The 24,552-nt window shown below is 63.4% G+C and carries 22 protein-coding genes and 1 pseudogene; 10 read left to right on the forward strand and 13 right to left on the reverse strand.

The window, feature by feature from the left end; translation table 11 throughout:
• Positions 1–55: 55 nt before the first annotated feature.
• Positions 56–1,522, reverse strand: a complete 1,467-nt coding sequence (locus tag AC1DZQ_RS15000) for an ABC transporter substrate-binding protein (RefSeq protein ID WP_476952662.1) — start codon at positions 1,520–1,522, stop codon at positions 56–58.
• A 247-nt stretch (positions 1,523–1,769) separates the two neighbouring features.
• On the opposite strand from AC1DZQ_RS15000, the gene AC1DZQ_RS15005 reads away from it, so the two are divergent.
• The gene (locus AC1DZQ_RS15005) at positions 1,770–2,642 is read left to right on the forward strand and encodes a LysR family transcriptional regulator (RefSeq protein WP_156945017.1); all 873 of its coding nucleotides are present in this window, start codon (positions 1,770–1,772) and stop codon (positions 2,640–2,642) included.
• A gap of 255 nt (positions 2,643–2,897) precedes the next feature.
• On the opposite strand, the gene AC1DZQ_RS15010 is transcribed toward AC1DZQ_RS15005, so the two are convergent.
• On the reverse strand, positions 2,898–3,080 hold the full coding sequence (locus AC1DZQ_RS15010; protein ID WP_476952663.1) for a hypothetical protein: 183 nt from the start codon (positions 3,078–3,080) through the stop codon (positions 2,898–2,900).
• Positions 3,081–3,163: 83 nt separating this feature from the next.
• Positions 3,164–3,781, reverse strand: a complete 618-nt coding sequence (locus tag AC1DZQ_RS15015) for a TetR/AcrR family transcriptional regulator (RefSeq protein WP_043433997.1) — start codon at positions 3,779–3,781, stop codon at positions 3,164–3,166.
• Between the two features lie 163 nt (positions 3,782–3,944).
• Between AC1DZQ_RS15015 and AC1DZQ_RS15020 the strand changes: the two genes are divergently transcribed.
• The 4 genes from AC1DZQ_RS15020 to AC1DZQ_RS15035 all read left to right on the forward strand — a co-directional run bounded on the left by AC1DZQ_RS15020 (position 3,945) and on the right by AC1DZQ_RS15035 (position 7,364).
• Positions 3,945–4,796 carry a nitrilase-related carbon-nitrogen hydrolase gene (locus tag AC1DZQ_RS15020; protein WP_028275098.1) on the forward strand — a complete coding sequence of 284 codons (852 nt, stop codon included), beginning with the start codon at positions 3,945–3,947 and terminating at the stop codon, positions 4,794–4,796.
• 10 nt (positions 4,797–4,806) lie between these two features.
• Positions 4,807–6,237, forward strand: a complete 1,431-nt coding sequence (locus AC1DZQ_RS15025) for an APC family permease (RefSeq protein WP_084475808.1) — start codon at positions 4,807–4,809, stop codon at positions 6,235–6,237.
• 364 nt (positions 6,238–6,601) lie between these two features.
• Positions 6,602–6,880, forward strand: a complete 279-nt coding sequence (locus AC1DZQ_RS15030) for a hypothetical protein (RefSeq protein WP_043433975.1) — start codon at positions 6,602–6,604, stop codon at positions 6,878–6,880.
• 91 nt (positions 6,881–6,971) lie between these two features.
• A complete protein-coding gene (locus tag AC1DZQ_RS15035) occupies positions 6,972–7,364 on the forward strand; it encodes a RidA family protein (protein WP_028275097.1) in 393 nt (130 codons plus the stop codon).
• A 244-nt stretch (positions 7,365–7,608) separates the two neighbouring features.
• On the opposite strand, the gene AC1DZQ_RS15040 is transcribed toward AC1DZQ_RS15035, so the two are convergent.
• The 7 genes from AC1DZQ_RS15040 to AC1DZQ_RS15070 all read right to left on the reverse strand — a co-directional run bounded on the left by AC1DZQ_RS15040 (position 7,609) and on the right by AC1DZQ_RS15070 (position 15,954).
• A complete protein-coding gene (locus AC1DZQ_RS15040) occupies positions 7,609–8,835 on the reverse strand; it encodes an MFS transporter (RefSeq protein WP_476964285.1) in 1,227 nt (408 codons plus the stop codon).
• On the reverse strand, positions 8,813–9,709 hold the full coding sequence (locus AC1DZQ_RS15045; protein WP_476964286.1) for a dihydrodipicolinate synthase family protein: 897 nt from the start codon (positions 9,707–9,709) through the stop codon (positions 8,813–8,815). Before AC1DZQ_RS15045 ends, AC1DZQ_RS15040 begins: the two co-directional genes overlap by 23 nt.
• A 138-nt stretch (positions 9,710–9,847) precedes the next feature.
• Complete coding sequence (locus AC1DZQ_RS15050) at positions 9,848–10,765, reverse strand: EamA family transporter (protein WP_476964287.1); 918 nt, start codon at positions 10,763–10,765, stop codon at positions 9,848–9,850.
• A gap of 70 nt (positions 10,766–10,835) precedes the next feature.
• Complete coding sequence (locus AC1DZQ_RS15055; RefSeq protein ID WP_476964288.1) at positions 10,836–11,579, reverse strand: B3/B4 domain-containing protein; 744 nt, start codon at positions 11,577–11,579, stop codon at positions 10,836–10,838.
• Positions 11,572–12,177, reverse strand: coding sequence for a helix-turn-helix domain-containing protein (locus tag AC1DZQ_RS15060; RefSeq protein WP_476964289.1), 606 nt, complete (start codon positions 12,175–12,177; stop codon positions 11,572–11,574). Before AC1DZQ_RS15060 ends, AC1DZQ_RS15055 begins: the two co-directional genes overlap by 8 nt.
• Positions 12,178–12,635: 458 nt before the next feature.
• A complete protein-coding gene (locus AC1DZQ_RS15065; protein WP_476868208.1) occupies positions 12,636–14,462 on the reverse strand; it encodes an FAD-dependent oxidoreductase in 1,827 nt (608 codons plus the stop codon).
• Positions 14,463–14,613: 151 nt separating this feature from the next.
• A complete protein-coding gene (locus AC1DZQ_RS15070) occupies positions 14,614–15,954 on the reverse strand; it encodes an MFS transporter (protein ID WP_476952670.1) in 1,341 nt (446 codons plus the stop codon).
• 149 nt (positions 15,955–16,103) lie between these two features.
• Here AC1DZQ_RS15070 and AC1DZQ_RS15075 point away from each other — a divergent pair, with 149 nt between their 5' ends.
• Both AC1DZQ_RS15075 and AC1DZQ_RS15080 read left to right on the forward strand, forming a co-directional pair.
• Positions 16,104–16,967, forward strand: a complete 864-nt coding sequence (locus AC1DZQ_RS15075) for a sugar phosphate isomerase/epimerase family protein (RefSeq protein ID WP_476946710.1) — start codon at positions 16,104–16,106, stop codon at positions 16,965–16,967.
• A complete protein-coding gene (locus AC1DZQ_RS15080; RefSeq protein WP_476946711.1) occupies positions 16,964–17,779 on the forward strand; it encodes an SDR family NAD(P)-dependent oxidoreductase in 816 nt (271 codons plus the stop codon). Before AC1DZQ_RS15075 ends, AC1DZQ_RS15080 begins: the two co-directional genes overlap by 4 nt.
• On the opposite strand, the gene AC1DZQ_RS15085 is transcribed toward AC1DZQ_RS15080, so the two are convergent.
• Positions 17,740–18,777 carry a LacI family DNA-binding transcriptional regulator gene (locus AC1DZQ_RS15085; RefSeq protein WP_476868212.1) on the reverse strand — a complete coding sequence of 346 codons (1,038 nt, stop codon included), beginning with the start codon at positions 18,775–18,777 and terminating at the stop codon, positions 17,740–17,742. The two genes, AC1DZQ_RS15080 and AC1DZQ_RS15085, sit on opposite strands and share 40 nt — an antisense overlap.
• Before the next feature lie 182 nt (positions 18,778–18,959).
• Here AC1DZQ_RS15085 and AC1DZQ_RS15090 point away from each other — a divergent pair.
• Positions 18,960–19,355, forward strand: a pseudogene (locus AC1DZQ_RS15090) (aminotransferase class III-fold pyridoxal phosphate-dependent enzyme); the annotation flags it as partial.
• Positions 19,356–19,699: 344 nt separating this feature from the next.
• On the opposite strand, the gene AC1DZQ_RS15095 reads toward AC1DZQ_RS15090, so the two are convergent.
• On the reverse strand, positions 19,700–20,476 hold the full coding sequence (locus AC1DZQ_RS15095) for an SDR family NAD(P)-dependent oxidoreductase (protein ID WP_476946712.1): 777 nt from the start codon (positions 20,474–20,476) through the stop codon (positions 19,700–19,702).
• 213 nt (positions 20,477–20,689) lie between these two features.
• On the opposite strand from AC1DZQ_RS15095, the gene AC1DZQ_RS15100 reads away from it, so the two are divergent.
• Entirely contained in the window at positions 20,690–22,306 is a 1,617-nt protein-coding gene (locus tag AC1DZQ_RS15100; protein ID WP_476946713.1) for an FAD-binding oxidoreductase, read from the forward strand.
• An 80-nt stretch (positions 22,307–22,386) separates the two neighbouring features.
• Here the strand turns inward: AC1DZQ_RS15100 and AC1DZQ_RS15105 are convergent, their stop codons facing one another.
• Entirely contained in the window at positions 22,387–23,361 is a 975-nt protein-coding gene (locus tag AC1DZQ_RS15105) for a helix-turn-helix domain-containing protein (protein ID WP_476964290.1), read from the reverse strand.
• 579 nt (positions 23,362–23,940) lie between these two features.
• Between AC1DZQ_RS15105 and AC1DZQ_RS15110 the strand changes: the two genes are divergently transcribed.
• The gene (locus tag AC1DZQ_RS15110; RefSeq protein WP_476946715.1) at positions 23,941–24,519 is read left to right on the forward strand and encodes a TetR/AcrR family transcriptional regulator; all 579 of its coding nucleotides are present in this window, start codon (positions 23,941–23,943) and stop codon (positions 24,517–24,519) included.
• Positions 24,520–24,552 lie beyond the last annotated feature (33 nt).

Here is a 24,552-nt window from a genome sequence, read left to right on the forward strand (position 1 = left end):
GGGCAAGGGCCCGGGCTTTGTTGGTGCAGCCCGGGCCCTGCCTGCGTCGTATCGTTTAGGCGGCGCGTTTGATGGGGGCGAAGAAGGCCGTGAACGGGTAATTTTCGTTGTAGGCGGGAACTTCCAACCCGGCCGGAACGACTGAGACTGTGCGGGCATCGTAGAGGAATGCGGCAGGTGCTTCCCTATAGAGGAGGTCCATGGCTTCCTTATAAAGGCCCTGGGCTGCGTCCCTGTCCGTTCCCGTCAAGGTTGCCGCCTTGTCCACCAATTTGTCGTACTCCGGGGACTTCCAATAGCTCAGGTTGAAGGATGGCTTTTCGCTGGAATGGAACAGCGTCGTGAGATTGTCGCTGCCGGCGTCGCTGTAAGTCGGCCAGTAGTTAAGTACAAAGATGTCCTGGGCGCTCTGAGGATCAGCCTTTGCGCTGTCCCATTGCTGGTTGAAAAGTTCGGCTTTCACGTCCAGCTTCACACCGATTTTGGCGAAGGCGTCCTTGATCAGCGGCACGAACCGCGCTTCCGCGGGATTCTCGGAGGCGTAGGTGAGTTTGAGGTTCATGCCGTCGGCATGACCAGCTGAGGCCAATAGTTGCTTGGCCTTTTCCAAGTCCTGGGAGTACTGCGGGACGTCCTGGCTGTAGGGGAAGATGCCGCTGGGAGCAGGGCCGTGGGACTGCGTGCCGTAGCCCTGCCCTCCGATGTCAATGATCTCTTTGTACGGAATCGCGTAGCTGAGCGCGCGGCGGACCTCCGGGTCGTTGAGTGGTGCGCGGCTGGTGTTAAACATGGCCAGGAAGTTGAACGGTGAGTTGAAGTCTTTCACCGTGAACTTCGGATCGCTGGCCAGGGTCTTGAGGTTTTCCAAGGGAATGTTGGTCGCGTAGTCCACCTCACCTGCGGTCAGCATCTGCTGGGCCGTGACTGCGTCCGGGGTGATAGAGATGTCGACAAAGTCGAAGTGCGATGCAGCCTTTTTGTTCCAGTAGCCGTCGTACTTCTTCAGCACGACCTTAGAGCCGGGCTTGTAGGAGCCGATGGTGTAGGGGCCGGAGCCCGCGTCGATTCCGGCCTCGAAGTACTTGTCATTCTTGGCGGATGCGGCCAGGGCCTTCGGGGCAACGATCCAGGCGCCGTAGGTCGAGGAGGCGACGAGGTCCATCGGCGCAGCGTACTTCAGCTGCAGCGTGACAGTGGAGTCGTCCGGGGCGGTAACGCTCTCCACCGGTGCCCAGATGAAGGATGCGGCTGCATGGTCCCTGGCAGCGTCGATGCTGGCTTTGACCGCCGCGGCATTGATCGGCTCGCCGTCGTGGAAGGTGGCTCCGGAGCGGATCTTGAATGTCCAGGATTTTCCGTCTGCACTGGCGCTCCAGGACTCGGCTATTGCCGGGGAATACGCTTCTGCGGAACCTGCAGGGTTCTTCCAAAGCAGGGGTTCGTATATGTTGCCCATGTAGAGGGCTTCGGTGGAAAACGAACGAACCGGATCCCACGTGGTAATGGCTGCAGATGCGGCCACAGAGAAAACGTCGGGGCCGGAAGAAGCTTTGGGTGCGGCAGGACTGCATCCCGCCGCGCTAAGGGCAACGACGGCGGCTGTGGCCGTGACAAGCACCGTCCGAGCCGGGTGTGGAAATGAGAGTGCCAACAGAGACTCCTTGAAGAAGGGTGGGAAGTGTGACGAGTCTAACTAGGTGTACCTATACCTGGGAAATGCCTAACATGAGTAAAACTCATACCTTGGAGGCATAGTGGACTTGAGGCACTTGACGTATTTCCTGAGCATCGTTGATGAAGGATCAATCAATGCCGCTTCACGCTGTTTGCGGGTGGCCCAACCCTCTTTATCCCGGCAGCTTCGCTCCTTGGAGCAGGACCTCGGGCTCACCCTCTTCGATAGGTCAGGAGCAAAATTGTCGCTGACCGCGGCGGGCACTGCGTTTCTGCCCATCGCCAAGGACCTGGTCACCCGCGCCGCCCAGGCCAAATCATCCGCGCGGGCGATGGCCGGAGGTTCGGTGCAACGGCTTACGGTAGCGGCAGCCTCTGCCACCGTCGCCGACATCATCGCCCCTTTCATTGTCTCGCAGGGGCCCGATGGAGTCCTGACCAATGTTGTCGAGGCGACCCCTGAGTTTGTCTACTCGGCGTTGCAGGACGGTAAGGCTGACTTCGCTCTGGGAACAAAGCCCCCACCATCCGAGCTCAAATCGGTTGTAGTTGGCAGGGCGTTCCTTTGGGCCCAGTGCAACGCCAAACACCCTCTTGCCGGGAGGGAGAAAATCAGCCTCCAGGAACTCGTCCAATGGCCTCTCATAACCATGACCGCTGATTTTGGTGTCCGCACAATGTTCGATGATGCTGTCAGCACTGAGCGCCTCACCTACACGACCGGATTTGAAGTACGCTCGGCCGTGGTCGGCCAAGCCTTGGCAGCCGCCGGCAAAGGCATCTGCGTGCTCTCGGATGATCCGAATTTCGGGGTGCACGCCATGCCCATCACTCATCGGGGAAAGGACCTCGTGTTCACTCTTTTCGGTGTCTGGAATCCGCTGCATTTCGCCGCGCCTGCGATAAGGGAGTGCCTGCAGAACCTTTCACGTTTCACCTCGGAGCTGTACCCCGCCGCTCGAATATAGAGGGGATGCAATCCTCAACTCTCGGCCCTGGTGGTTGAGCGGCCTCTCGAACTCTGAGTGCTAAAAGCTCACGAGATTCGCGGGGCGTGGCTCCGGGGGCAGTGGCCATCGACAGGAGCTCTCGAAGCTACTTCCACTGCCTATAAAACGCCGATACTGGACCTTTCGTGAACCTGGGGGAGTGATCGAACCAGGCACTCTTCGCCCACGCAGGAGGATGGGTGCGAGAGCCTGGCTAGTGTTCCTTGACTTCTTTCAGGACCGCACGCGCAGCTGCCGCGTCGTGAAGCTCGGCAGGTACTTCTCCTGTTCTTCGATCCTGCGCCGGTACAAGTCGTGGGCGGCCTGTTTTGTGATCCCCAGCGATTCGCGGATCTGGGCCCACTTCGGTCCGGATACCGCGACATCCTTTGGGGTCAACGACCCCGAGGACTGCATCGCCGGAGCATACCGACGCACCGGGGTGCGCGCCCGATGAGTCGCGCCCGTCAACTTGCTTGTGTCCGCTGTTGCTCGGGGAGTCAGCTGAGCTGCAAGTTGTTGCCGGTCTTGGCTTTTACCATGTTCGTCGCGTAGCTGATCAGGAATTCGTACTCGTCTTCCGGCGTCAGGTCGCCGAGGAGTACATCCATTACGAGGCCGTCCTCGAGGGCTACGAAGCTCCGGGCCAAGAATCCGGCTGGCGCTGAGAGGGTGAAGGCATCCTCCTGCGCGCCTCGTTCCAGGATCCCTTTGTAGAGGTTCGTTTGACGCTCCACGAACGCCATCTGCTGCCGAGCGGCTGCCTTGTTGCGCAGATAAACTGGGATGAGTTCCACGAGAATCCGGGAAGCGGTTTCGCTTTCCCCGGGCCAAGGTACGCCTGAGTGGATGCAGGCCCTCAGTTGCGCTTCAGGGTCGCTTTCGGCTTGGATGCGGGCCTCCCGGCGGTCACAGTACTCCGTCACGCCTTGATGGAAGACCTCGCTGAAGAGCTCGTCGACGTCCCGGTAGTAGTACAGCACCGCAGCCGGGGTGACGCCGGCCTCGTTGGCAATGTCGGAAAGGCGGGCCGCTGATGACCCTCTGTCCAGCAGGACTCGTCCTGCTGCTGCTACGAGTTGATCCCGGCGGGCTGTCTGATTCCGTGGTCTTGCCATGCTCACCATGCTTTCACACTGGCCTCGAAGTGACCCTTGACACACCCAAGTTCGTTAATTATTCTTTAATTAATCTTTAGTTAATGAAATCTCCCACGATAGGAATGCTACCGTCATGACTCGACTTCTCCCTCTGGCTCTTGTGCAATCACCTGCTGAGTCCTTGACTGATTTTGCTGCTGGTCTCGAGCGAAGGGTCAAAGCGCATGCCGTCGCCGACCTTTTCGTTTACCCGGAGCTTCACTTGAACACGGTGGATTCTGCCGGGTTTGTGGACCGGCAGGCCTACATGGAAGCCTCGGCAGAACCTCTTGATGGCCCGCGCGGCCGTACCCTTGCTGAGCTTGCCGGAGACCTTGGGATCTGGCTTTTGCCTGGCAGCGTGCTTGAACGTGGTACGGACGGGCATATCTACAACACCGCCGTTGTCTACTCTCCACAAGGAAAAGCAGTAGCCGCGTACCGAAAGATCTTTCCCTGGAAGCCCTATGAGACCGTTTGTTCCGGTAAGGACTTCGTGGTCTTCGACATGACCGGCTACGGCCGCGTCGGTTTGTCAATTTGCTACGACGCCTGGTTCCCCGAACACAGCAGGCATCTGGCCTGGATGGGGGCAGAGCTCGTTCTCAATGTTGTCCAGACGCCGACCAACGATCGTGTGCAGGAAGTTGTTATCGGTCAAGCCAATGCAATCGTGAACCAGAATTTCGTTGCCAGTGTGAACGCGGCGGGCCCGCACGGGGTTGGACGTAGTTTCCTGGTTGATCCTGAAGGCCGCGTGCGAATTTCGGCAACCGGGCCCGAAGACGCGACATTGGTTGATGTGATCGACCTGGACCAGGTAGGGAACGTCCGTCAATATGGCACAGCGGGCGTCACCCGCCCCTGGGACCAGTTCGCTGAAAACGACGACAGCATTCCATTGCCGCTATACGCCGGCCAGCTTGATCCCCGCCTTTGGCGGCAGACCAACGCCCCGTCAACCCTGACCAACCTCAGCACTGCCCCAGCCTAAGGAACTCCCCATGTCCGCTGAGAACATTAAACTTACCCCCAAGCTATCCCTGCTATCGGTGGTCGTGTTCGGCTTGGCCTATATGGCCCCGGGAATCGTAATGACGATCTTCGGTATCATCTCCTCCACCAGCGACGGAACAGCCCCGACAGCATTCGCCCTCGCCACGGCCGCGATGCTGCTGACTGCCCTCAGCTACGCGAAAATGGCAAAGATCTTTCCGAACTCGGGATCAGCCTACGTGTATGCACGACGGCTCCTCGATTCCCGTGTCGGTTTCCTCGTCGGGTGGGCAATCCTCCTCGACTACCTCTTCCTTCCCACCGTGGCCTGGCTGTTCCAATCGTTCTACCTTGCAGCGCAGTTTCCCGGCATCCCTGTCTGGGCCTGGCTCGCTCTGAACGCTGGACTGACAACGATCATCAACGTCACGGGAATCGTGCTCACTGACCGTGTCAATAAAACGCTGACCCTTCTGGTTGTTACCCTCATCGGGATCTTCATCGCCTACTGCCTGGCCTACCTCGGGGGCAACCCGCCTGCGTCGTTCACAGACCCCTTCTGGAACAATGCCACGACGGTCGGCGGCGTCGCTGCCGCAGCCGCTATCGCGGCCTACGCCTTCCTGGGATTCGACGCCGTCAGCACACTCAGCGAAGAAACCAAAAACGCCCAGCGCAACATTCCCCGCGCGATCCTCCTGACCGTCCTCGTCGGCGGAATAATCTTCGTCGTGGTCTCCTACATCATGCAGCTCGTTCACCCAGGCGGAGACTTCGAGCACGCAGCGACCGCAGCATACTCCATGCAGGTCCTCGTCGGCGGGCAGTTCTACGCCAACATCACCAACATGCTCTTCATCATCGGCGGGTTCGCATCGGGCCTCGCCATCCAGGCCAGCACCAGCCGACTCCTCTACGTCATGGGCCGCGACGGAGTCCTACCCCGCAGGCTCTTCGGACGCCTCCACCCCCGAACCAAAACGCCCATCTTCAACCTGGTCCTCGTCGGTGCCGTGGCCATGCTGGCACTGAACATCTCTTTGGAAACGGCAACCTCCTTCATCAACTTCGGAGCCTTCCTGGCATTCACAGCCGTCAACTTCTGCGTCATCGCCTACTTCATCCGAAACCGCCGGCAAGGCAAAAAGCTTTCGATCATTGGCTTCATCGTCCTACCAATACTGGGCGCCGCGGTCGACATCTACCTTCTAACCCAGCTCAGTCCCATCGCCATCACCATCGGCTGCTGCTGGATCGGTCTGGGAGTTGTTTATCTAACCTTCCTCACCAAAGGATTCCGCAAGGAACCACCAGAGATGGACCTCCACGACCGTGAGAGGCAGCCGGGCGAACCCACCAAGGAGGTTCAGCAACCAAACGCTGACGACACGCGGTCAACTAAGCGGAATGCCAGCCAGGCCCAGCCCACCGAAATCTAACCCCCACCACCAATACAAGGACGGGCCAGGCACCAGTGCCCAGGCCCGTCCCTCTGTGTGGCGGGTGCCATCTCGAGAAACGGGACCTAATYAGCGCCATTGCCACCGTTCCCTTTCACACCCGATCGGCGCTCTCCAAAGTCGTACCGTTCCGTAGTGACAACCCACTGCATCCCGGGCTGCGGAACCGCCACCCGGGATGCGGTGCAAGTTCGGTGGCAAACCTCCGGTCAAGAGAATCCGATCGGGCGAGTATGCCATCGCTGAAAACCATTTCTTCGTCCCAAAGATCCGATTCGCTACGTGCGTGCCCACATCATGAGCATCAAATCAAAGGCGATATTAAGAGCAAATCAGGAGTCCAATGATCATCACGATCGAGGCCGGCCGCTACTTCCACATCACAGGCCTATCCCCGACGGAAATCGCAGACAGTATCAACACGGCTGTAGAGATGGCCCGCGACCACTCGATGACAGAAGGATGGCAGGGCATTCTCGTCACCCGCCACGGACCTGATATGTACACAGTGAACCTCAGCGCTGATGTTCCCTACGGAGTAACTGTGGAACGGGACCTGCCGCAAGAAGTCCCGAGCAGGTGCCGGACGGCTGAGAGCTCACCGCAGCCGTGCCGGCAGTAGACTGAAAATCAGCGAGCGGACTGCCGTGGTAGCCGGTCGCCGGCCGGTACGCTCCGGCAGCGCGCGTCGTCCGACGGAGAGGACCTCAGCGATGGAACCGACCTATGTGATGGCCGAGAGCGCCCCGGCGCCCGTGGGCCCCTATTCCCAAGCGTGCGGTATACCGAATGGCCTGCTGTTCCTTTCGGGGCAGACGCCCATCGACCCGGCGACCGGGCAGCTGGTCGGCGGTGGCATCGAGGAGCAGACCGCACGCGTCTTCGACAACCTTGGCCTCGTCCTCGAGGCGGCCGGCAGCAGCTGGCGCGATGTCGTCAAAGTCAACGTCTTCCTCGTCGACATGGACGACTTCGCAGCGATGAACGCCGTGTACGCGAGGTACTTCGACGGCCAGTACCCCGCGCGCACGACGGTCGCCGTCGCCGGGCTCCCGCTCAGGGCGCGCGTCGAGATCGAACTGCACGCGATGCGCCGCGTGGGGTGATCCAAACGCACGACCACCTCGATACGCTCACTCCCGAGATCATCGACACAGCCAGAGAAGCCCTACTCGTCGGCAACTAAGCCCTGCGAATTCACTGCCAAATAGCGCTGCGATCCACAAAATAACCGTGTGAATCGCAGAGCTATTTGGCGTTGTCTTGGCGGCGCTTTTTGGCGCGCGCCTGATGCACCCCCCGCCGGGCTGCGGGCATGTCGGGGTGAGGGTGTTGTTGAATTCAGGCGGGCTAGTGCTTGGACCAGCGTGGACGGGAGCGCTCGATGATGCTGGTGGTCGCAGCAACTGCTGTGAGGGCTGTCGCCAGCAGAAGTGGTGCCCAGACCGTCTGTGCGATGGTTGCACCCGCGACGGCTGTTCCGGCGGATCCTGCTGCGATCTTGAGTGCGCCTACCCAGATGAAGATTTGGCCGCGGGCCTCGATGGGTGCGTATTCGCTTCGCGCGGCGAGGGTTGCCGCAAAGAACATTGCGTTGGCGATCCCTGCCAGGCCGAAGGCAATGAGGGATGTGGGGAGTGTCGGAGTAAGCATCGCGAGTATCAGCGTTGCCGCGACGAGTGCGGAGAGGGAGCTCATGAGAGGGTCTGCGTCGCGGCGAAGCGGTCGGAGCATGAGCCCTGCTGATCCGAGGAGATTCCCTATCCCGTAGGCTGCGACCAGTGTTCCGGCGGCCGCGGCGCCGCCGAACGCGGGAGCTGTGGCAACGGCGTAGATCGGTAGCGCGGCGACAGAGAATGCGACGGTCACGGTGAGTCCGAGTGTGCGGCGCAGCGGACCACGTTCCCATATGAGGCTCAGTGTTCGTCCGGGTGATGGCACCTCAACGGCCTTGTTGGGCGGCTCTTGCTTGGGGAGTGCGAGGACGGCTCCAGCACCAACGACGGCGGCTCCGGCCAGAACGAGTGTCGCGGTGAGTGCGTCGGATGCTGCCGCGATCCATGCGACTGCTGCGGGGCCGAGGGTGCCGCTGAGTCCGTAGCTTGCGACGTCCCAGCTTTGTGCTCTGCGTTGGCTGCGCAGTTCGGGGCCGGCGATGGAGGGCAGGCGGCTGCTGATCCCGCCGGTGAGCATCGGCCCGAAGATGCCGGAGACGAAGAGCAGCATGGCTGGCCAGATCGGCCAGGCGACGGGCAGGAGCAGTGCAGCAGCACCGAGCAGCACCCCGTGGAGGACGGCGGAGCACGCGATGACCTTGCGTCCGTCGCGGGCTGTATCGAGGCGTCGGGCGATGAAGGGGCCGAGCAGGTGGGGTGCGGTGATTGATGCTCCCAGGATGCCGGCCAGCCAGCCCGGCATCCCGCAGGCGTGCGCGAGCAGCACGATGGCGACCACTGCGCCGCCGTCTGCGCTTCGCACCAGCGTCGCGGCGAAGACGTAGCGCGCCAGCGCCCCGCCCCGGCGGTACTTCCCGCGTGAAACGTCGAGGCCGGCGCTACGGGATAAGCCCGAGCTCATCGACAATCCTGCCAACATGGGCACGCTGCTTCGCGGTCAATCCCTGGAGGGGAAGCGGCAGGCACGATGGTGATGCCAGTCCCAGCTGTTCCGCTATGGCCGCAACGACCCGGATACTCCCGCCAAACTCGGCGAACGACTCCCACAACGGTGCAAGCCGTTCGGACTCAGCGGTCGCGTCTGAGACCCGCCCTTCCAGGGCGGCCCGGGTGATCCGCAGCGCCAGGGCGGGCACGGTGCCGCCGATGACGGAGTACCAGGCATCGCACCCGGCGGCCAGTCCGGCGGCGGCCTTGGCGTCACCGGAAACTCCGATGGTCACGTGCGCCGGGACGGCGGCGCGGATTTCCTGAACCCGCGCCTGTGCTAGCTCGGGATCGGCCGGCACGCCGGGGATTTTGATGGAGGCGATTCCGGTCAGTTCCGCGATGCGTCGGTAAAGCTCGGTCGTGAAGGTGAAATGGGTGGTGCCCGGGTTGTCATAGACGATCACGGGCAGCGACGAGTTCGCGGTGACGGTCCGGAAGAGTTCGAACACGTCATCGTCGGTGAGGGACTGATAGGTCATGGGCGCAAGCAGGAGCCCGGAAGCCCCCGCCTGCTCTGCCATTTCAGCGTTCGCGAGGACGTGTGAGGTCCGCAAGGCCCCAACACCAATGAACACCGGTGTCGCGCCGGCGTGCTCGACGGCAAGACGAGCCACACGGCTCCGTTCCTCGCCGCCCAGATACGCGTAGGAGCCCGTGGATCCGAGCGCGGTAATGGAGTCAACCTTCGCCTCCGAAAGCCGTTCGATCAGGCGAACGAAGGCGGGCTCGTCAACAGCATCATCTGCCAGAGGGGTCAGGGGGAAGGCACTCAAGCCGGTGAACATGGTTATAACTCCTTAGGTCTGAATAACAGGGAAGCAAAGTCTGAGGCACTCCCTGGGGGACTTAGCTGCGGGGCCCTGTCAGCAGGGAATTCCCGCGTAGCGACAGTCTGGCGGACCCCCTATTTGGAGGACTGTCGCTTACTTTGGCCCTTGGCCGATGAGGTCGGGGGCGATGCGGGCGCCGGCGTGTTCGCGGGAGCGCGGTTGCCGTCGGCCGCCGCGTTGCGCGGCGGCGCCGGCGAGGACGACGAGCGTGATGCCACCGAATTGGGTGAGTGAGGGCTGCTGGTGCAGCACGAGCAGCCCGAGGAGCACCCCGATGGCGGGTTCGAGGGCCATCAGGGTGCCGAACGCGGTGGGCGTCATCCGGCGCAGGGCGAGCATCTCGAGCGCCATTGGCAGCACCGGCATCAGGACGGCCAGTCCGAAGGCGGCTGCGAGGATCCCGAGGTTGAGATGTCCGGCGGACTGCGGGATGCCGACGACCGCTGCCGTGGCAGCTGCGACGGGAACGGTGAGTGAAAGCGCACCGATGCCCGTGAAGCGGTCGCCGATCCGTTGGGTGAGCACAATGTAGACGGCCCACCCGACGGCCGCGAGGCCTGCCAACCCGATACCGGCGAGGTTGATGTCACCGGCCCAGGGTTCGGTCAGCAGGACGACGCCGATTAGCGCCAGGGCTGGCCAGATAAGCGCCCGTGCGCTGTGGGTTCGCACCGCGGCGACGGTCAGCGGACCGAGGAACTCGATCGCGACGGCGGTGCCGAGCGGGATGCGTTCGATGGAGGCGAGGAAGGCGATGGTCATCAGTCCGGTGGCGGCGCCCAGCCCCAGGAGCACGGGGATGTCGGGGCGGCGCAGCGCGCGCAATGGGGGGCGGGCGATGGCGAGGAAGATGAGTGCTCCCACGCTGAGTCTGAGCCAGGCGGTTCCGGCCGGCCCCACCGCCGCAATCAGATCCACTGACAGGGCCGAGCTCAGCTGGACCGAGAGCATGGCCGCCACGGCCAGCCCCCACGGCGGAACGGGAACATTCTTGGGGACGCGCTGGCTCACGGCTGGCCCTTTCGGGCCTGCCGGTCACCGATCGCGCGTGTCCGGGAGTGGAAGGGCATGTCAGTCTCCTTCATTGAGCATCTCCATTGGTCATCGTGCCGGCGGGGATCAGGCGGCGGGCGACCCCGACGTCGGGACCCAGTAGGGTCAGCCGGGAGACCAGGTCCTCGGCTGCGGCCTGGAGCGCCTCATCGGTCATGGGTTCGAGCGCGTCGAGGATGAACAGCGCGGAGGTGGTCTCCTCGCCGAGCTGGGTGCGGCGTGCCTGTCGCCAGTTCCAGCGCCGGCAGGTCACCCCGGCATCGTCGCACCACACCACCTCGCCGGATTCCGGGTGCTCGATCACCGCGGCGCCGTCGGCGGCGGTATCAAAGGGCTCCTTGCCGGTGGCTCGAACCAGCCGCGGCGCACCGCTGTAGCGGGTCAGATCCTCCCCACCCAGCGGGACCTGATGGAGCACCGAAACCGCATTATAGAGATCGGTGAGACGGTTCACCCGGGGCAACCCGGACACCGCCCGGCGCAACAGCGCCTCCAGGGAGTTGCGCGTGCGGTTCGGTTTGGCTCCGAAGCCCTGATAAGCATCGCGCCACGCAGCCACGTGCGGGAGCCGCTCAACCGGTCGGCCGTTGAGCAGCTCCCGGGCTGCGGATTCCGCCTCCTGGAGCAGCTCCTCACCGGCCTGGTCACTCGGGCCAGGGACGAGTCCGTCAACGGCCAGCAGCAACGCCCGGTAGTCGGGCCGCAGCGCGAACACGGTGGCGTCAACATGGCCGCCGTCGAGAAATTCCTGAAGCATGCCCGACTCAGGCATCGGACGCCTCCGGCCGGTGTCCCGTCCCCACGCCCGGCTCGAAGACGGCCAGGGAGAACCTCGCCGGCTCCGTGCCCGAATTGGCGTAAGAGTGTGCCACGTCGCCCGGGAACGTCACCGCATCGCCCTCATCGAGGGTGAGCAATTGACCTGCGACCTCCACCGTGACCGTGCCCTGCTGGACCTGCAAAAGCTCCTTGGTGCCCGATGTGTGGGCCTCGCTCACATGACGGTCACCGGGACCCAACGTCCAGTCCCACAGTTCAACCACGTCCGGCGGCTCGGTGCCGGCCACCAACACCCCGCGCCCGCCGGACTCACCGCTCCACAAAGCAGCGCCCTCACCACTGCGGGTGACCTTCACCGGCTTCGGCCGAGGTGACTCGACCAGCGCCGGCAGCCCCACACCGAGCGCGTCACTGATCCTCAGGAGCGTTCCAACGCTGGGATTCGCGGCACCCTGCTCCACGTTGACGACCATCCTGCGGCTTACCCCGGCAGACTCCGCCAGCTGATCAAGCGTCCAGCCCCGCGACTGCCTCTCCTGCTTAACCCGGGAGCCGATTGCCAGCGCCAAGCTCGTTGTACTCTCATCCATAAGTGCATCATACTGCACTTTGAGTGCATTATCTAGAACACCTAAATGCGCTGTTACCGTCACGATCGTCACCGGTTGGGGCCAGTTTCAGTTGCTCGCCCGGGGCCAGAAATACTTGACACAATCAGGCCGGCAGTCGGGTAGCTGTAGATCCAGTTCCCCTCACGTCGAAGTGATGCCGTATGTATATGTGGAAACACTGAACTGGTCATCACGGAAGGGGAGTTCTAGCGCCTACTTCCACTCCCGTGTTTTTAACTCCGATAATGAAGATTCCGTAAGGGTGCACTCGTAACCGACGAATCTTCGCCTTGCGCTACCACTGATGGTGCGATGCCTCAGTGGTTCAGCAGGTCACATCGTCATTGGGGAGGGCCGACGCCCTCCCTGTGGAACCGCGTTTGGGGAGCCCGCCGTCTTCCGGCGTTGGGCCGCGCCGGGGCGCCATGAGGTGCTCGTTATCGCTGGTATGCGGAAGGCTGCCGGGCTGTGGCGTCCTGTTTTTTCTGGATTGCTTGTGCCATTGGCGCGGGGTCGTCTTCATAGTCGGTGGCCCCGGCCAGATCGCGGCCGGCGATGTAGCCGAATGTCAGTGCGGGTCCCAGGTTGATGCCGCCGGCAGGGTAGTGGCCGCCCATGACCGATGCGTGATCGTTGCCGGCTACATACAGCCCCGGGATGGCTTCGCCGTCGTTGTTCAGGACGCGGGCGCGGCCGTCCGCGTCGAGGCCGGCGAAGGTACCGAAGCTTCCTGGCACTACCTTGACCGCATAGTAGGGGCCTTTTTCAAGGGGTGCCAGGGATGGGTTGGGACCCACGTTCGGATCGCCGCCGTAGCGGTTGAATTCGGTGTCCCCTCTCCCGTAGTCCGGGTCCACGCCTTGGCGGGCGTGTTCGTTGAAGCGCTCCACGGTGTGCCGCAGGGCGACTGGGTCGATCCCGGATTTGGTGGCGAGTTCTTCAATCGTGCGGCCCTTCTTCAGGTAGCCCGAGCGCAGGTAGGGAAACAGCGGCACGGGCAGCGGTTTGGCCATGCCCAGTGGGTACTTGCGGACGAACCGGGTGTCGGCGATCTGCCAGGACTGCACCGCCTCGCCCTCGGGCGTGGCGTCGATCAGTGCGGTGATGTAGTCGTAGTAGCCGTTGGCCTCGTTGACGAACCGTTTGCCGTTGGCCCTTACTCCGATGGAGCCGGGCTTGGCGCGGTCCATGATGTGTGGGAATGTGCCCGTCCGGCCGTTGCGGTAGGGCACGAGCGAGACCGGGCACCATGCAGCGGCTGACTTCACATTGGTTTTGAACCGGGCGCCGACGGACTGGCCCAGCGAGATGCCGTCGCCGTTGGCTTCAGCCGGCGCCAGCGTCCAATGCTCGCGGCCGGTAGGGGTTTTGGGGAACAGTTCTTTGCGTCGTTGAATATCGTGGGGGAATCCGCCGGTTGCCAGCACCACGCCGCGGGCTGCTTTGATGGCCAGTGTGCCTTCGGGGGAATCGACGAGGGCGCCGGATACCCGCCCGGTGCCGTCGGTCAGCAGGCGGGTAACGGGTGTGGAGACGCGGATGTGGACGCCGAGGTCGTCGGCGGACTTCATCAGCCGGCCGGTCAGGGCGGTTCCGTTGACCAGTTGCATGTTCCTGCGGTGGACCAGAAGATCCCAGACGTGCGGGGTGAAGCGGCGTGCGGCGTGGAACAGGCCGATGATGCGGCCCTGTGACGCTGAAAGGAATTTGGTGAGGTCGGGGCCGGCCATGATGCCCATGCCCAGAAACGAGGTCTCATAGAGCTGGTGGCGCATCTTGGCGCGTACTTCGGGTTTGATGCTGCGGGCGTTGATGGGCTTGGGCCCGACCGAGCGGTGGCCGGTTCCGGCTCCCGGTGTTTGGCCGTAGATGTCCTTGATATTCTCGCCTGGGGTGAACTGCAGGCTGGTTTTGTTCTCGAAGAAGCCCACCATGTGCGGCACGGCCTCAAGAAATGCTTCGACCTTCTCGGTCTGGTAGTCCGGGCCGAGGCGGTGGCGCAGGTAGGTGCGGATGGCTTCCCGGTCCTCGCTGACGCCGGCAGCTTTCGCCAACGGATTTGCCGGGGTCCAGGCCCAGCCGCCGGACCAGGACGTGGCGCCCCCGCAGACCGGGGCCTTCTCCACGACGATGACTTTCAGGCCGTGGTAGGCGGCCGTGACCGCTGCGGAAAGCCCGCCCGCGCCGGAGCCTATGACGAGGACGTCGCAGTCCAGGGTCTTGGCGGGGGCTGTGGTCAGGTCATCGGATTCTGTGGTGTTCACTCGGCTCTGGCCTTAATTGTTGGCTGTATCTGTGGTCTGTGTTTTGTGTGCAGGGGGTGAATGCGTAGCAACTGGCGTCCCGGTTGCCGGTTGCCGCACACTCGTCTTCGCTTCGCCGCTGGTTTGGGCGCGTCCTGCTTCTTGGGTGGGTTTAGCGGTGTTCCTTGTTGGCCCACTTATAGGACCAAAGGCTGGACACCAGGGCTATCAGGCACAGCCCGGCAAGCAGTGCCGCGGCAGGGGCCCAGCTGCCGCTGCTGGCCATGAGGGCGGTGGCGATCAGCGGGATGAAGCCGCCCACGGCCCCGGCCAGTGCATAGGCAAATCCTGCGCCGCTGTAGCGGATCCGGACGTCGAACATGTCGGTGAACCAGGTCTGCTGAACGCAGGTGGAGATGTTGTGCCCGAGATTGATCAGGACGACGAAGCCCAGGATCATCGGGATCAGTTCACCGCTTTCCAGCGCCGCGAAGAACGGCGCGGCTGAAAGGGCCGCGGCGAGCGGGCCGATGATGTAGAACCACTTCCGGCCGTACCTGTCCGCGAGGCGTCCCCAGAGTGCCAGGAAGGGGATGGCCAGGACCATGGCGACCATCGAAGCGGTCAGGACCGTGGAGGTAGGGGTGTGGGTGAAGTTCTTGACGTAGGCCAGGGAGAAGGTGAAGCCCATGTAGAAGGTGCTCTGGTCCACCATCCGCATGCCGATCACAGCGAGGATCTGCTTGGGGCTGGTCCGCAGCGCTTCGGCCAACGGTGCGCGCGCGGCCTTGTGTTCTTCCTTGGCGGCGGTGAACTCCGCCGACTCGGGTACGCCGGCACGGATCCAGAGGCCGATCAGGGCGAAGAGGATGCTGATCAGGAACGGGAGCCGCCAGCCCCAGGCGAGGAACTGTTCCGGGGTGGTCAGGGCGGTGACCAGGGAGAACGCTGCGGTGCCGAGCAGCAGTCCGACGAAGGAGCCGATCTGCACGCCGGTGGCGAGGAAGTTGCGTTTGCCTGCCGGCGCGTTTTCTACTGCCATCAGGGCCGCGCCGCCCCATTCGCCGCCGACGGCGATGCCTTGGATGGCCCGCAGGGTCACGAGCAGGAGGGGTGCGGCGACGCCGATCGCGGCGTAGGTGGGGAGCAACCCGATGGCGGTGCTGGCCAGTCCCATCATGATGACGGTGATGAAGAGCATGGTGCGGCGGCCGTACTTGTCGCCGAAGTGGCCGAAGATGGCCCCGCCGATGGGGCGGAACAGGAAGCCGACGGCGAACGAACCCATGGAGGCCAGCAGCCCGGCGACCTGGTTGTCCGAGGGGAAAAACAACGGCCCGAACACGACGGCGGCAGCGGTGCCGTAGAGGAAGAAGTCATACCAGTCGACGACGGCGCCAACGGTGCTGGCCAGCGCTGCCCGCCGTCCTGCCCTGGCACTGAAGACGACGGGCGGGTGGTTCAGGGCGCCCATGGTGGTACCCCCGGTGCTCGAAGTGTGGGAACTAGGCATTGCGGTTCACCGCAACCTTTCTGTTTGCTCGGCTGCACCTTTGCGGGCGAGCGGATTGAGTGCTTTAATGACTACGTAGTCATTTAGTGATTTAGATCATACGCACACCGCTTGATGGCAGTCAACACTTAGCGAGCAGGATGGAAGTTATGAATAGAACGATTGGTCTGGCGCACTTGTCGGCGCTGCATTTGAGTCCGCCGGACCTGGTGGAGGCAGCGGCAGATGCGGGCTTCACCTCGGTCGGGGTCCGGGTTCACCCGGCCACCCGGGGTGAAACTCAGTACCCGATGGCTGCCGGTTCGTTCATGTCCGCGCAGACCATCGAACGCCTGGCCGGTACGGGCCTCTCAGTCCGCGACATTGAAGTATTTACCCTGGACGGACACCGCGGCCGCGAGGAATGGGAACCGGTCCTGGAGGCAGGAGCGGCCCTCGGCGCGAGCGTTCTCAACGTCATCGGCGGTGATCCGGACCGCGCCCGGCTGACGGACAGCCTTGCGGCTCTGGTTGACGATGCCGCCCAGTACGGAATCCGTCCGTCCATCGAGCCGATCTCCTATCAGCCGCTGGATTCCGTACCCGCTGCCGGCCTGCTGGTCGACCGGACGGGGTGCGGCATCATGCTGGACGCGCTCCATTTCGTGCGGGCGGGCAGCCAAATTGAAGACCTGAAAGCCCTGCCTTCCGGCGCGGTCACAGTCATCCAGCTCTGTGACGGCCCGGCCGAAACCCCGGCACTGCCGGTCCCGCACTGCATGCCGCTGGGACAGGACGTGAACGGATCCGCGCGGCAGATCGAGTCGCGTGCGAAGCGGCTGGCCCCCGGGGAGGGAGTGTTCCCTCTCCGGGAGATCCTGGCGGCACTGCCTGACGCGCCCATCAGCGTCGAAGTCCCTGACGTCTGGGCCGTCGAGACCGGCGGCACAGCCGCACACCTCAAACACATCCACACCGCAACCGGGATTCTGATCGGCTCACCCCTGAAAACTGAAATGGAGAGAACATCATGAGCGAACTCACCGACGTGACAACACCGGGGGCAGCCGCAGGCAGCACCCCGCGGCCCCGAACCGCCAGCGCCGAGATCTATTGGCCCGGCCGTTTCCGGGATCAGGTCATCCTGGTCACCGGCGCCGCCGGCGGGCTCGGATCCGACACCGCGGACCGGCTCACACGCGAAGGCGCCACTGTCGTCTGCACCGACGTCGCCGACGGCGGGCTCGGCGACGGAAGCAGCCCCGCCAACTGCATGGCACTGAACGTCACCAGAAGGACCGATTGGGACCGCACCGTCCAGACAGTACTGCAGCGGTACGGCCGGATCGACGGGGCGCTGTTCGCCCACGGAATCCAGGGCCCCGAGGTCGCGGTGACCGAAATGCCCGCCGACGGATGGGCTAGGACCCTGAGCGTGAATCTGGACGGCTGCCTGCACGGCCTGGCGAGCCTCCTCCCCGCCCTCACACAGCAGGGATACGGCCGGGTGGCCATCCTGTCCTCAATTTCCGCCCGTGAAGGGAACCCGCACCAGGCCGCCTACTCAGCGTCCAAGGCCGGACTCGTGGCCCTGGTCAAAACGGCAGCAAAGGAAGTCGCGCCTTTCGGGGTTACGGTCAACTCCATCGCACCGTCCATGATGAAGACCCGGCTCCTTGAAGACCTCAGCCCGGAACGGAACGCCCAGCTGCTCGCCAAAGTCCCCATGGGCAGGGTCGGACTGCCCGAGGAATTCTCCGCCCTGGCCACGTGGCTGCTCTCGACCGAAGCGAGCTACGTGACCGGTCAGACGCTCGACCTGAGCGGCGGCCGCAATACCGCCTGAGGAGGCGGCGCGGTCGTCCCCCGTATTTCCAGCCTGACCGGAAATACGGGCTTCCGCGTCTGGCTGGGAGGCCCGCCCTCGATTCTCCCGGCCAGGCGGTCGACCGCCTCGTACGACATCTCCGCAATGGGCTGGTGCACCGTGGTCAGGTTCACAAAAGCCCAGCGGGATGGCCCGGAGTCATCAAATCCCACAATCGACAGCTCCTCCGGAACCCGAAGGCCCAACTGGGTTGCAGCGTCCAACGCAGCAAACGCAAAAGCATCCGTCACGCAAAACAGTGCCGTAGGCCTGTCCTGGCGATCAAGCATCTCCAGGGCCGCCCGCACCCCGTCCTCGTGCGTCAGGCGGAGGTGCTGAATCCAGTCCTCGCGTACCGGGATGCTGCGGCGCTCCATCGCAGCGCGGACACCATCCTCGCGGTCACGGCCATTGGACCGGTCACGCAAAGTGGACAGCACGCCGATTCTCGTGTGCCCCAGACCCTGCAGATGGGAAATCACCAGCTCACCCGCGCCCCTGTCATCCGCCAGGACCGCCTCGACATCGACGCTGACATCATCACGGCTCAACAGCACCACCGGCGTCCCGCGGTCAAGGACCCGCCGGACCGCGGCAGAACCCTCCCTCGCCGACACGAAGATCATCCCGTCAACCGTCGCACGGTCGAGCACATCAACAGCCTCAGGATCCGGCGAAATATCCGGGTCCCGAATCAGCACCATCCGGTAACCACGCTCCAGCAACCGATTCTGCAACGACTCCACAATGACCGGGTAGATCGGGCTGGTCAGATCCGCGACCACAATGCCCACCGCGTGCGTCCGCCGGGTCACCATCATGCGGGCCGCTGCATCCGGTACATAGCCTAGTTCCCGCGCCCCGGACAAAACCCGCTCCTTGGTAGAAGGCGCGACAGCCGGATCCCCCCGCAAAGCACGTGAAACCGTCGACTGCGACAATCCAAGATGCCGGGCCACATCAACACTGGTAACCATGGCCTAATCGTATTTCACCCACAGCGCGCCAATGGCGGAAGTCCAGGCGCGACCAAGATGACTTGAAAAGGAAAGCCTGATCCAGTCAACCATTACTGGATCAGGCCCTCCTCAATGGGCCCACGACACCATCAGGAGGACTCGGCCCTCTAGATTGCCCCTGACGACACTTTCAGGAGTATCGGGCCCTCTGCGACCAGCGCAGCATCATGCTGATCCCGGATGAAGTCATGGCAGGGTTCGGCCGCGCCGGCGACTGGTTCGCCCTCGACGCCTACAAAGTCCGGCCGGACCTGATCACCTTCGCCAAGGGCGTCAACGCAGGCTACGTTCCCGTCGGCGGTGTCATCATCTCCGAAGAAATATCCGCAACGTTCGACGAGCGCGTGTTCCCCGGCGGACTGACCTACTCCGGCCATCCCCTCGCGGCCGCGTCCATCGTGGCCTCCATCGACGCCTTCGAAGAGGACAACATCGTGAAAAACGCCGACGCGACCCGCTATCTGAAGGAATGGCTGGTTGCTCACCGTCGGCTGGCGGCGGTCACCAAGGGCGGGCCGTTAAGCAGCCAACCGCGCAACAAGGCCAGAAGATCATTGAGTATTCGAGAAAACTGGAATGCTCGGTGATTCTTTGGCTCCTATGGGCTGATGGAACCCGCAATGAATCCCTTCACCCCCGGCTCCGGCGTCAAACCACCTGCCCTCCGTGTCTGAACGATTAGTGAGGAACGAGCGAGGTCCATGCCTCCAGAATTGTTCGGGGTGAGGTCTTCGACGATCCCCTTGGCCCGAGTCAACAGAGTCTTTGAAGGCGATATGCCGGAGTGTCTTACATCGATGTAGCCAGCGGAATCATCAGCGTTCACAGTAGGTGTTGGTCCACGGCCAGGTGGCGACGCATAGGCCGGTCTCGATCGGACCTACATCATCGCGCTGGCTCCGCCGTCTACGACCAGGTGGGATCCCGTGACCCATTTCGCCTCCTCGGAGGCGAGGTAGAGGCCTGCATACGCGACGGCGAGTGGTTCCCCAGGTTTGCCGTCAATCGTGCGCTCGATGATCGGGGCGACAGGCGCGTTCTCGCCGAATTCCTCGAACATCGCGAGTACCGGCGGAGTCGCCATGACACCAGGACTCACGCAATTGACGCGAACGCCGACGGCGACACCCTCGGCGGCGAGCTGCCGAGTCAGAGCGATGACGGCCCCTTTCGCGGCAGCATGGGCGGCCTGCGGCAGGGCCCGGGCACCCTGGATCCCGGCGCCCGAACCGATGTTCACGATCGCACCGCCGACGGCGGCCAGGTGCAGCCAGGCGCTTTGGCAGGCATGCCACACCAGGTCCAGCTCGTTCTGGATGGTCGACCGGTAATCCTCGCCGCTCATCTGGGCGAACGGCGCGAATTTCGGCATGCTGGCGTTGTTGTAGAGCACGTCGATGCGGCCGTGGCGTTCGATCGCGCCGCCGACCCAGCGATCGATGTTTTCCCGGGTGCCCAGGTCCAACGGGGCGCTTGATTCGATGGCGCCCCCGTCGGCCTCCACCAGGCGGACCGTCTCCGCTGCTCCGTCGGCATCGAGGTCACAGCCGACAACAGTGGCGCCCTCGCGGGCGAATAGCCGGGCGGTAACCCGGCCCATTCCGCCCCCGATGCCTGTCAGCAGAACGACTTTTCCTTCCAGACGACCACCAGCCATGGTTCCTTCTCCATTCATCTCGTCCGATGTAGTGAGCCCATGCAACCACAGCGCGCAGGGGACCGGAGGCCGGAGCGGTGTGATGGTGCAGTTCGTGCACACTTCTGTGCACGGACTGCACCATGGGTCCGCAATCTCCCCACCCCGGCACCAGATGGCGCAGGATGAGCAGCACGTGTTACGCACGACACACCGCATCAAAGGAGATGATGAATGATGAGTATCACCCCCGATACGTCGACGCGCCCGCTCCCACCCGGCGTCACCGAGTTCGACCTCGAAAAGGCACTCGCGGCGTTCGCCGCCGCGATTGGCGAAGACAAGGTCGCAAGCGACGCCGAGTGGCTGGAAGATTTCCAGGATCCCTTCCAGGTTCCCGGCTCCGCCACGAATCTCCCGTCCGCAGTCGTCAGCCCAACGAGTACCGAGGACGTCCAGGCAGTCGTTCGGATCGCCAACGAGTATCGCATCCCTTTGTGGCCCATCAGCCGCGGCAAGAACAACGGCTACGGGGGAGCCGCGCCCCAGGTGCGCGGCACGGTGATGCTCTCGTTCCGGAACATGAACCGCGTCCTGGAGATCAACGAGGAGCTCGGCTACGCGATAGTGGAGCCTGGCGTGAGCTGGTACGACCTGCACGAAGCGATTAAGGCCGGCGGACACAACCTCGTCGCCTCCATCGTGGACATCGGCTGGGGAGGCGTCGTCTCGAACACGCTCGAGCACGGGCTCACCTACATGCCGTACTCGATCGACCAAGCCTCACATTGCGGCTTCGAGGTGGTGCTCCCGAACGGCGACCTCATGCGCACCGGCTCGGGTGCAATGGATAACAACCCGACCTGGCCGCTGTACAAGCGCGGCCTCGGTCCGACGTCGACCGAGATGTTCATGCAGTCGAACTACGGCATTGTCACGAAGATGGGCTACTGGCTGATGCCGAAGCCAGAGGTATACATGCCGCTGTGGCTGCGCGTCTGGGATGAGGCGCAGACGCCCGCCGTGGTCGATGCGCTGCGCGAGCTCATGCTGGCCGGCACCATCGACATGCGCCCGCAGCTGTCGAACACCCTGTGCATGGCCTCGATGCTCACCACACGCGCCGAGTGGTACACCGGTGAGGGCCCGATGCCGGAGGAGATCATCGACAAGATCGCCAAGGAGATGGGACTGGGCCGCTGGATGATGCGCTTCGCCCTCTACGGCGACGAACCGGTCGTCGACCACAACTTCGAGAAGCTCAAGGCGCGCTTCCTGCAGATTCCGAGCGTAGATATCATGGGCCAGAAGCACGGGGCAGACGCCTGGGAGACGCTGCCCAACCCGCACGAGCGGGTGCAGATTGGGGTGCCGAGTCAGGATCTCTACAAAATGGCCGGATGGTCAGGCGGCGAGGAGGGCGGCCACGTCGACTTCTCGCCGGTCATCCCGCTCACGGCCCAGCACGCGATCGCCGCGCAGAAGCTGATGGCCGAAATGTGCGCCGAGGCCGGCCTTGACTTCCTAGGTGGCATGCTCCCGATCAACGCCAGGTCGACCACGTTCATCAACGTGATCCCCTTCGACACGAAGAACCCTGAGCAGGTCGCCAAGGCGTACGCCCTTGCCAAGCGCATGGTCGCCGAGGCCGGCAAGCGCGGCTACGGCGAATACCGGGCGCACCTGTCCTTCATGGATCTCGCGGCCGACCAGTTCGGCTTCAACGACCACGCACTGCGACGCTTCAACGAGACGATCAAGGACACCCTTGACCCGAACGGGATCATCGCCCCGGGCAAGTCCGGGATCTGGGGCACCCGCATGCGGGAGGCCGGTTTCCCCCAGGCCTGATGGCGCATCTTCGGGGGAGCCCCCGCCCTGCGGGGGAGCCCCCGCCCTGCCCAACGGGCAGGTGCCGGGAAGACCCCGCCCTAMCAAACGGGCGGGGTCTTCCCGGCAGGCTCCGCCAGATGCCTGGCTTCCCGCGGGGCACAGCCGTGGACCTCGCGAAAGGCTCTGCTGAAGCTTGCCGGATGGCGGTATCCCCACCTCGTCGCGACCGTCGCGATCGTCGTTTCAGGGGACCGCCGCAACTCGCTCACGGCACCCTCGAACCGGCGTTCGCGGATCCAGGCCGACACTCCGGTGCCGGAGGCTGCAAAGAGTTTGTGGACGTAGCGCGTGGACACGTAGTGGGCCTGCGCGATCCGCTCTGGCCCGAGTTCCGGGTCGTGCAGGTGGTCCATCACGTACCGCTGCATCCGAGCGAACAGTGTCTCAGGTCGGGAGCGCGGATCGGAAGTCTCCTGCGCGCCGTACATGCTGCGAAGCAAGGGCAGCAGCATCTCTGCAGCGCCTTCCCCGTCAGGGCTCAAGAGCCCGCCGCCGCTCGTTGTGGTTCGGGCTAGCTGGACGAGGAACGGGGTTCCCGGCCCAGTGAGCCGTCCCTGACCCGAATCCACCCGCGTCGCGGAACGCCGGGCGATGCCCTCGGCCTGCGCCCCGATGAACCACTTGGGAATGCTGAATACGACCACCTCGAAACCCTCCCGGCCCTCAAAAGTGGAAGGCCGCGACGTATCCTGGCACGCAATGTCACCGGGGCGAAGAAGGCAGCTGCGATCCTCCTGTTCGATATGTACGGCGCCCCTGGTCATCAGATACAGCAAGATACACTCCGGATCGGCGGTCGCAATCATCCGCTGCGTGCGTGCCACCCGGTGCGCAAGTCCTTGGATGGACCGGACCCCGACCGGCCCGACCTGGCCACCGGCCAAGCGGGCCTCGAATGACGGCGCCCCGAACGATTCGACCTGCATCGGGAAGAAGCGTTCGGCGATTCCCGCCGACCAGTAGTCCCGGCGCTCGGCCGGAGGAACCGACCGGGTATCGAGTACGGAAGTCATCCGGTCCACCTCAGATAAGGTTCCGTGATAGATCTGCAGTGTAGGCGAGCAGATGCCGAGCAGGGAAGGGCGGGCGTAGCCGTCGGCCCCGGGCTGGATCGACGTCGGGAACGCCGGGTCGATTCCGTGCGGCGCCGATGCTGCCGGCGATTGGAGGCCCCGACAGCCCACGACAACCCGAGCTGACCGCCAAGTCCCTCGCCAGGGCCGAACCTCCGGCTTCCATGACCTCCGTGGCAGAAGACGCAGTCACGGCACCTCCCTTAAAGATTCGATCCGTTTCGTACTGAGTGTAAGGTGCGTCAGAATTCCATGCAAAGATGCCACGTCACCTCGTCGGTGGGTTACTGAAGAATGCCCGAAGGTCGCGGGCCTGAGTGGGAATCCGTGGCAATCCGTTTCGTGGCCCCAGAAGACCCTTTGCTGCCAGGCCACTTGGGGCGTTGTTGTTCCTATATACACAGGCTGACGCTTTTGCCGGGCCCCCATCGCCAGTACCTCGCGATACCCGGAAGATTGAAGCATCAGGTGTGATCGTGTACGTTTCGTATTGGATGGCTAAGCACGTATGGTTGACCCATGGCAATCAGAAGCGAAGAAAGTCGTCGGGCCATTTTGGAAGCAACCATGAAGTTGCTCGAAAATTCGGGGCCTGACGGATTTACGGTGCAAAAGCTCTCGATCGAGCGCATTGCCCGTGAAGCCGGCGTCAGCAAGACCACTATCTACAGGTGGTGGTCGAGCAAGGTTGCCGTGGTTATCGATACATTCCTGGACAACCATGTCGCGCGTACTCCGGTGCGCCAGGATGTCCCTGCCATCGACGCGCTTCGTGAGCACATGGCCTCACTTGCGGAGGTCTACGCGGGCAATGAGGGCCGGCTCGTGGCGCAACTCATCGGTGAGTGCCAGGGCGACGAGGCGGCGATGGCTGAATTCAAGAAACATTTCTGGATCCCGCGCGCGCTGGTTGTTACGTCCCTGGTTGACCGGGCCATAAGCGAGGGGTCGATGCGCAAGGATCTCGACGCCCAGGTCGTCACGGAGCTGCTCTATGCTCCCGTGTACTTCCGTCTGCTGTTCCAGTCTGGTCCCCTTGACGCCAAGGCCACCGATGCCATCATGCAGACCGCACTTGAAGGGCTTGCTGCAGGGTAGCGGCCCCAAGTACTACCTGTTTCCCGTCCGAGT

The sequence above is a fragment of the Arthrobacter sp. P1_C12_2 genome (assembly GCF_056406415.1).

Bases quoted from the DNA above. Each gene is read 5' to 3' on its own strand.
- AC1DZQ_RS15110 (WP_476946715.1), top strand. From the start codon at position 23,941: ATGGCAATCAGAAGCGAAGAAAGTCGTCGGGCCATTTTGGAAGCAACC.
- AC1DZQ_RS15055 (WP_476964288.1), bottom strand. From the start codon at position 11,579: ATGCCTGAGTCGGGCATGCTTCAGGAATTTCTCGACGGCGGCCATGTT.
- AC1DZQ_RS15080 (WP_476946711.1), top strand. From the start codon at position 16,964: ATGAGCGAACTCACCGACGTGACAACACCGGGGGCAGCCGCAGGCAGC.
- AC1DZQ_RS15070 (WP_476952670.1), bottom strand. From the start codon at position 15,954: ATGCCTAGTTCCCACACTTCGAGCACCGGGGGTACCACCATGGGCGCC.
- AC1DZQ_RS15100 (WP_476946713.1), top strand. From the start codon at position 20,690: ATGATGAGTATCACCCCCGATACGTCGACGCGCCCGCTCCCACCCGGC.
- AC1DZQ_RS15040 (WP_476964285.1), bottom strand. From the start codon at position 8,835: ATGAGCTCGGGCTTATCCCGTAGCGCCGGCCTCGACGTTTCACGCGGG.
- AC1DZQ_RS15025 (WP_084475808.1), top strand. From the start codon at position 4,807: ATGTCCGCTGAGAACATTAAACTTACCCCCAAGCTATCCCTGCTATCG.
- AC1DZQ_RS15030 (WP_043433975.1), top strand. From the start codon at position 6,602: ATGATCATCACGATCGAGGCCGGCCGCTACTTCCACATCACAGGCCTA.
- AC1DZQ_RS15060 (WP_476964289.1), bottom strand. From the start codon at position 12,177: ATGGATGAGAGTACAACGAGCTTGGCGCTGGCAATCGGCTCCCGGGTT.
- AC1DZQ_RS15045 (WP_476964286.1), bottom strand. From the start codon at position 9,709: ATGTTCACCGGCTTGAGTGCCTTCCCCCTGACCCCTCTGGCAGATGAT.
- AC1DZQ_RS15075 (WP_476946710.1), top strand. From the start codon at position 16,104: ATGAATAGAACGATTGGTCTGGCGCACTTGTCGGCGCTGCATTTGAGT.
- AC1DZQ_RS15085 (WP_476868212.1), bottom strand. From the start codon at position 18,777: ATGGTTACCAGTGTTGATGTGGCCCGGCATCTTGGATTGTCGCAGTCG.
- AC1DZQ_RS15095 (WP_476946712.1), bottom strand. From the start codon at position 20,476: ATGGCTGGTGGTCGTCTGGAAGGAAAAGTCGTTCTGCTGACAGGCATC.
- AC1DZQ_RS15035 (WP_028275097.1), top strand. From the start codon at position 6,972: ATGGAACCGACCTATGTGATGGCCGAGAGCGCCCCGGCGCCCGTGGGC.
- AC1DZQ_RS15015 (WP_043433997.1), bottom strand. From the start codon at position 3,781: ATGGCAAGACCACGGAATCAGACAGCCCGCCGGGATCAACTCGTAGCA.
- AC1DZQ_RS15010 (WP_476952663.1), bottom strand. From the start codon at position 3,080: ATGCAGTCCTCGGGGTCGTTGACCCCAAAGGATGTCGCGGTATCCGGA.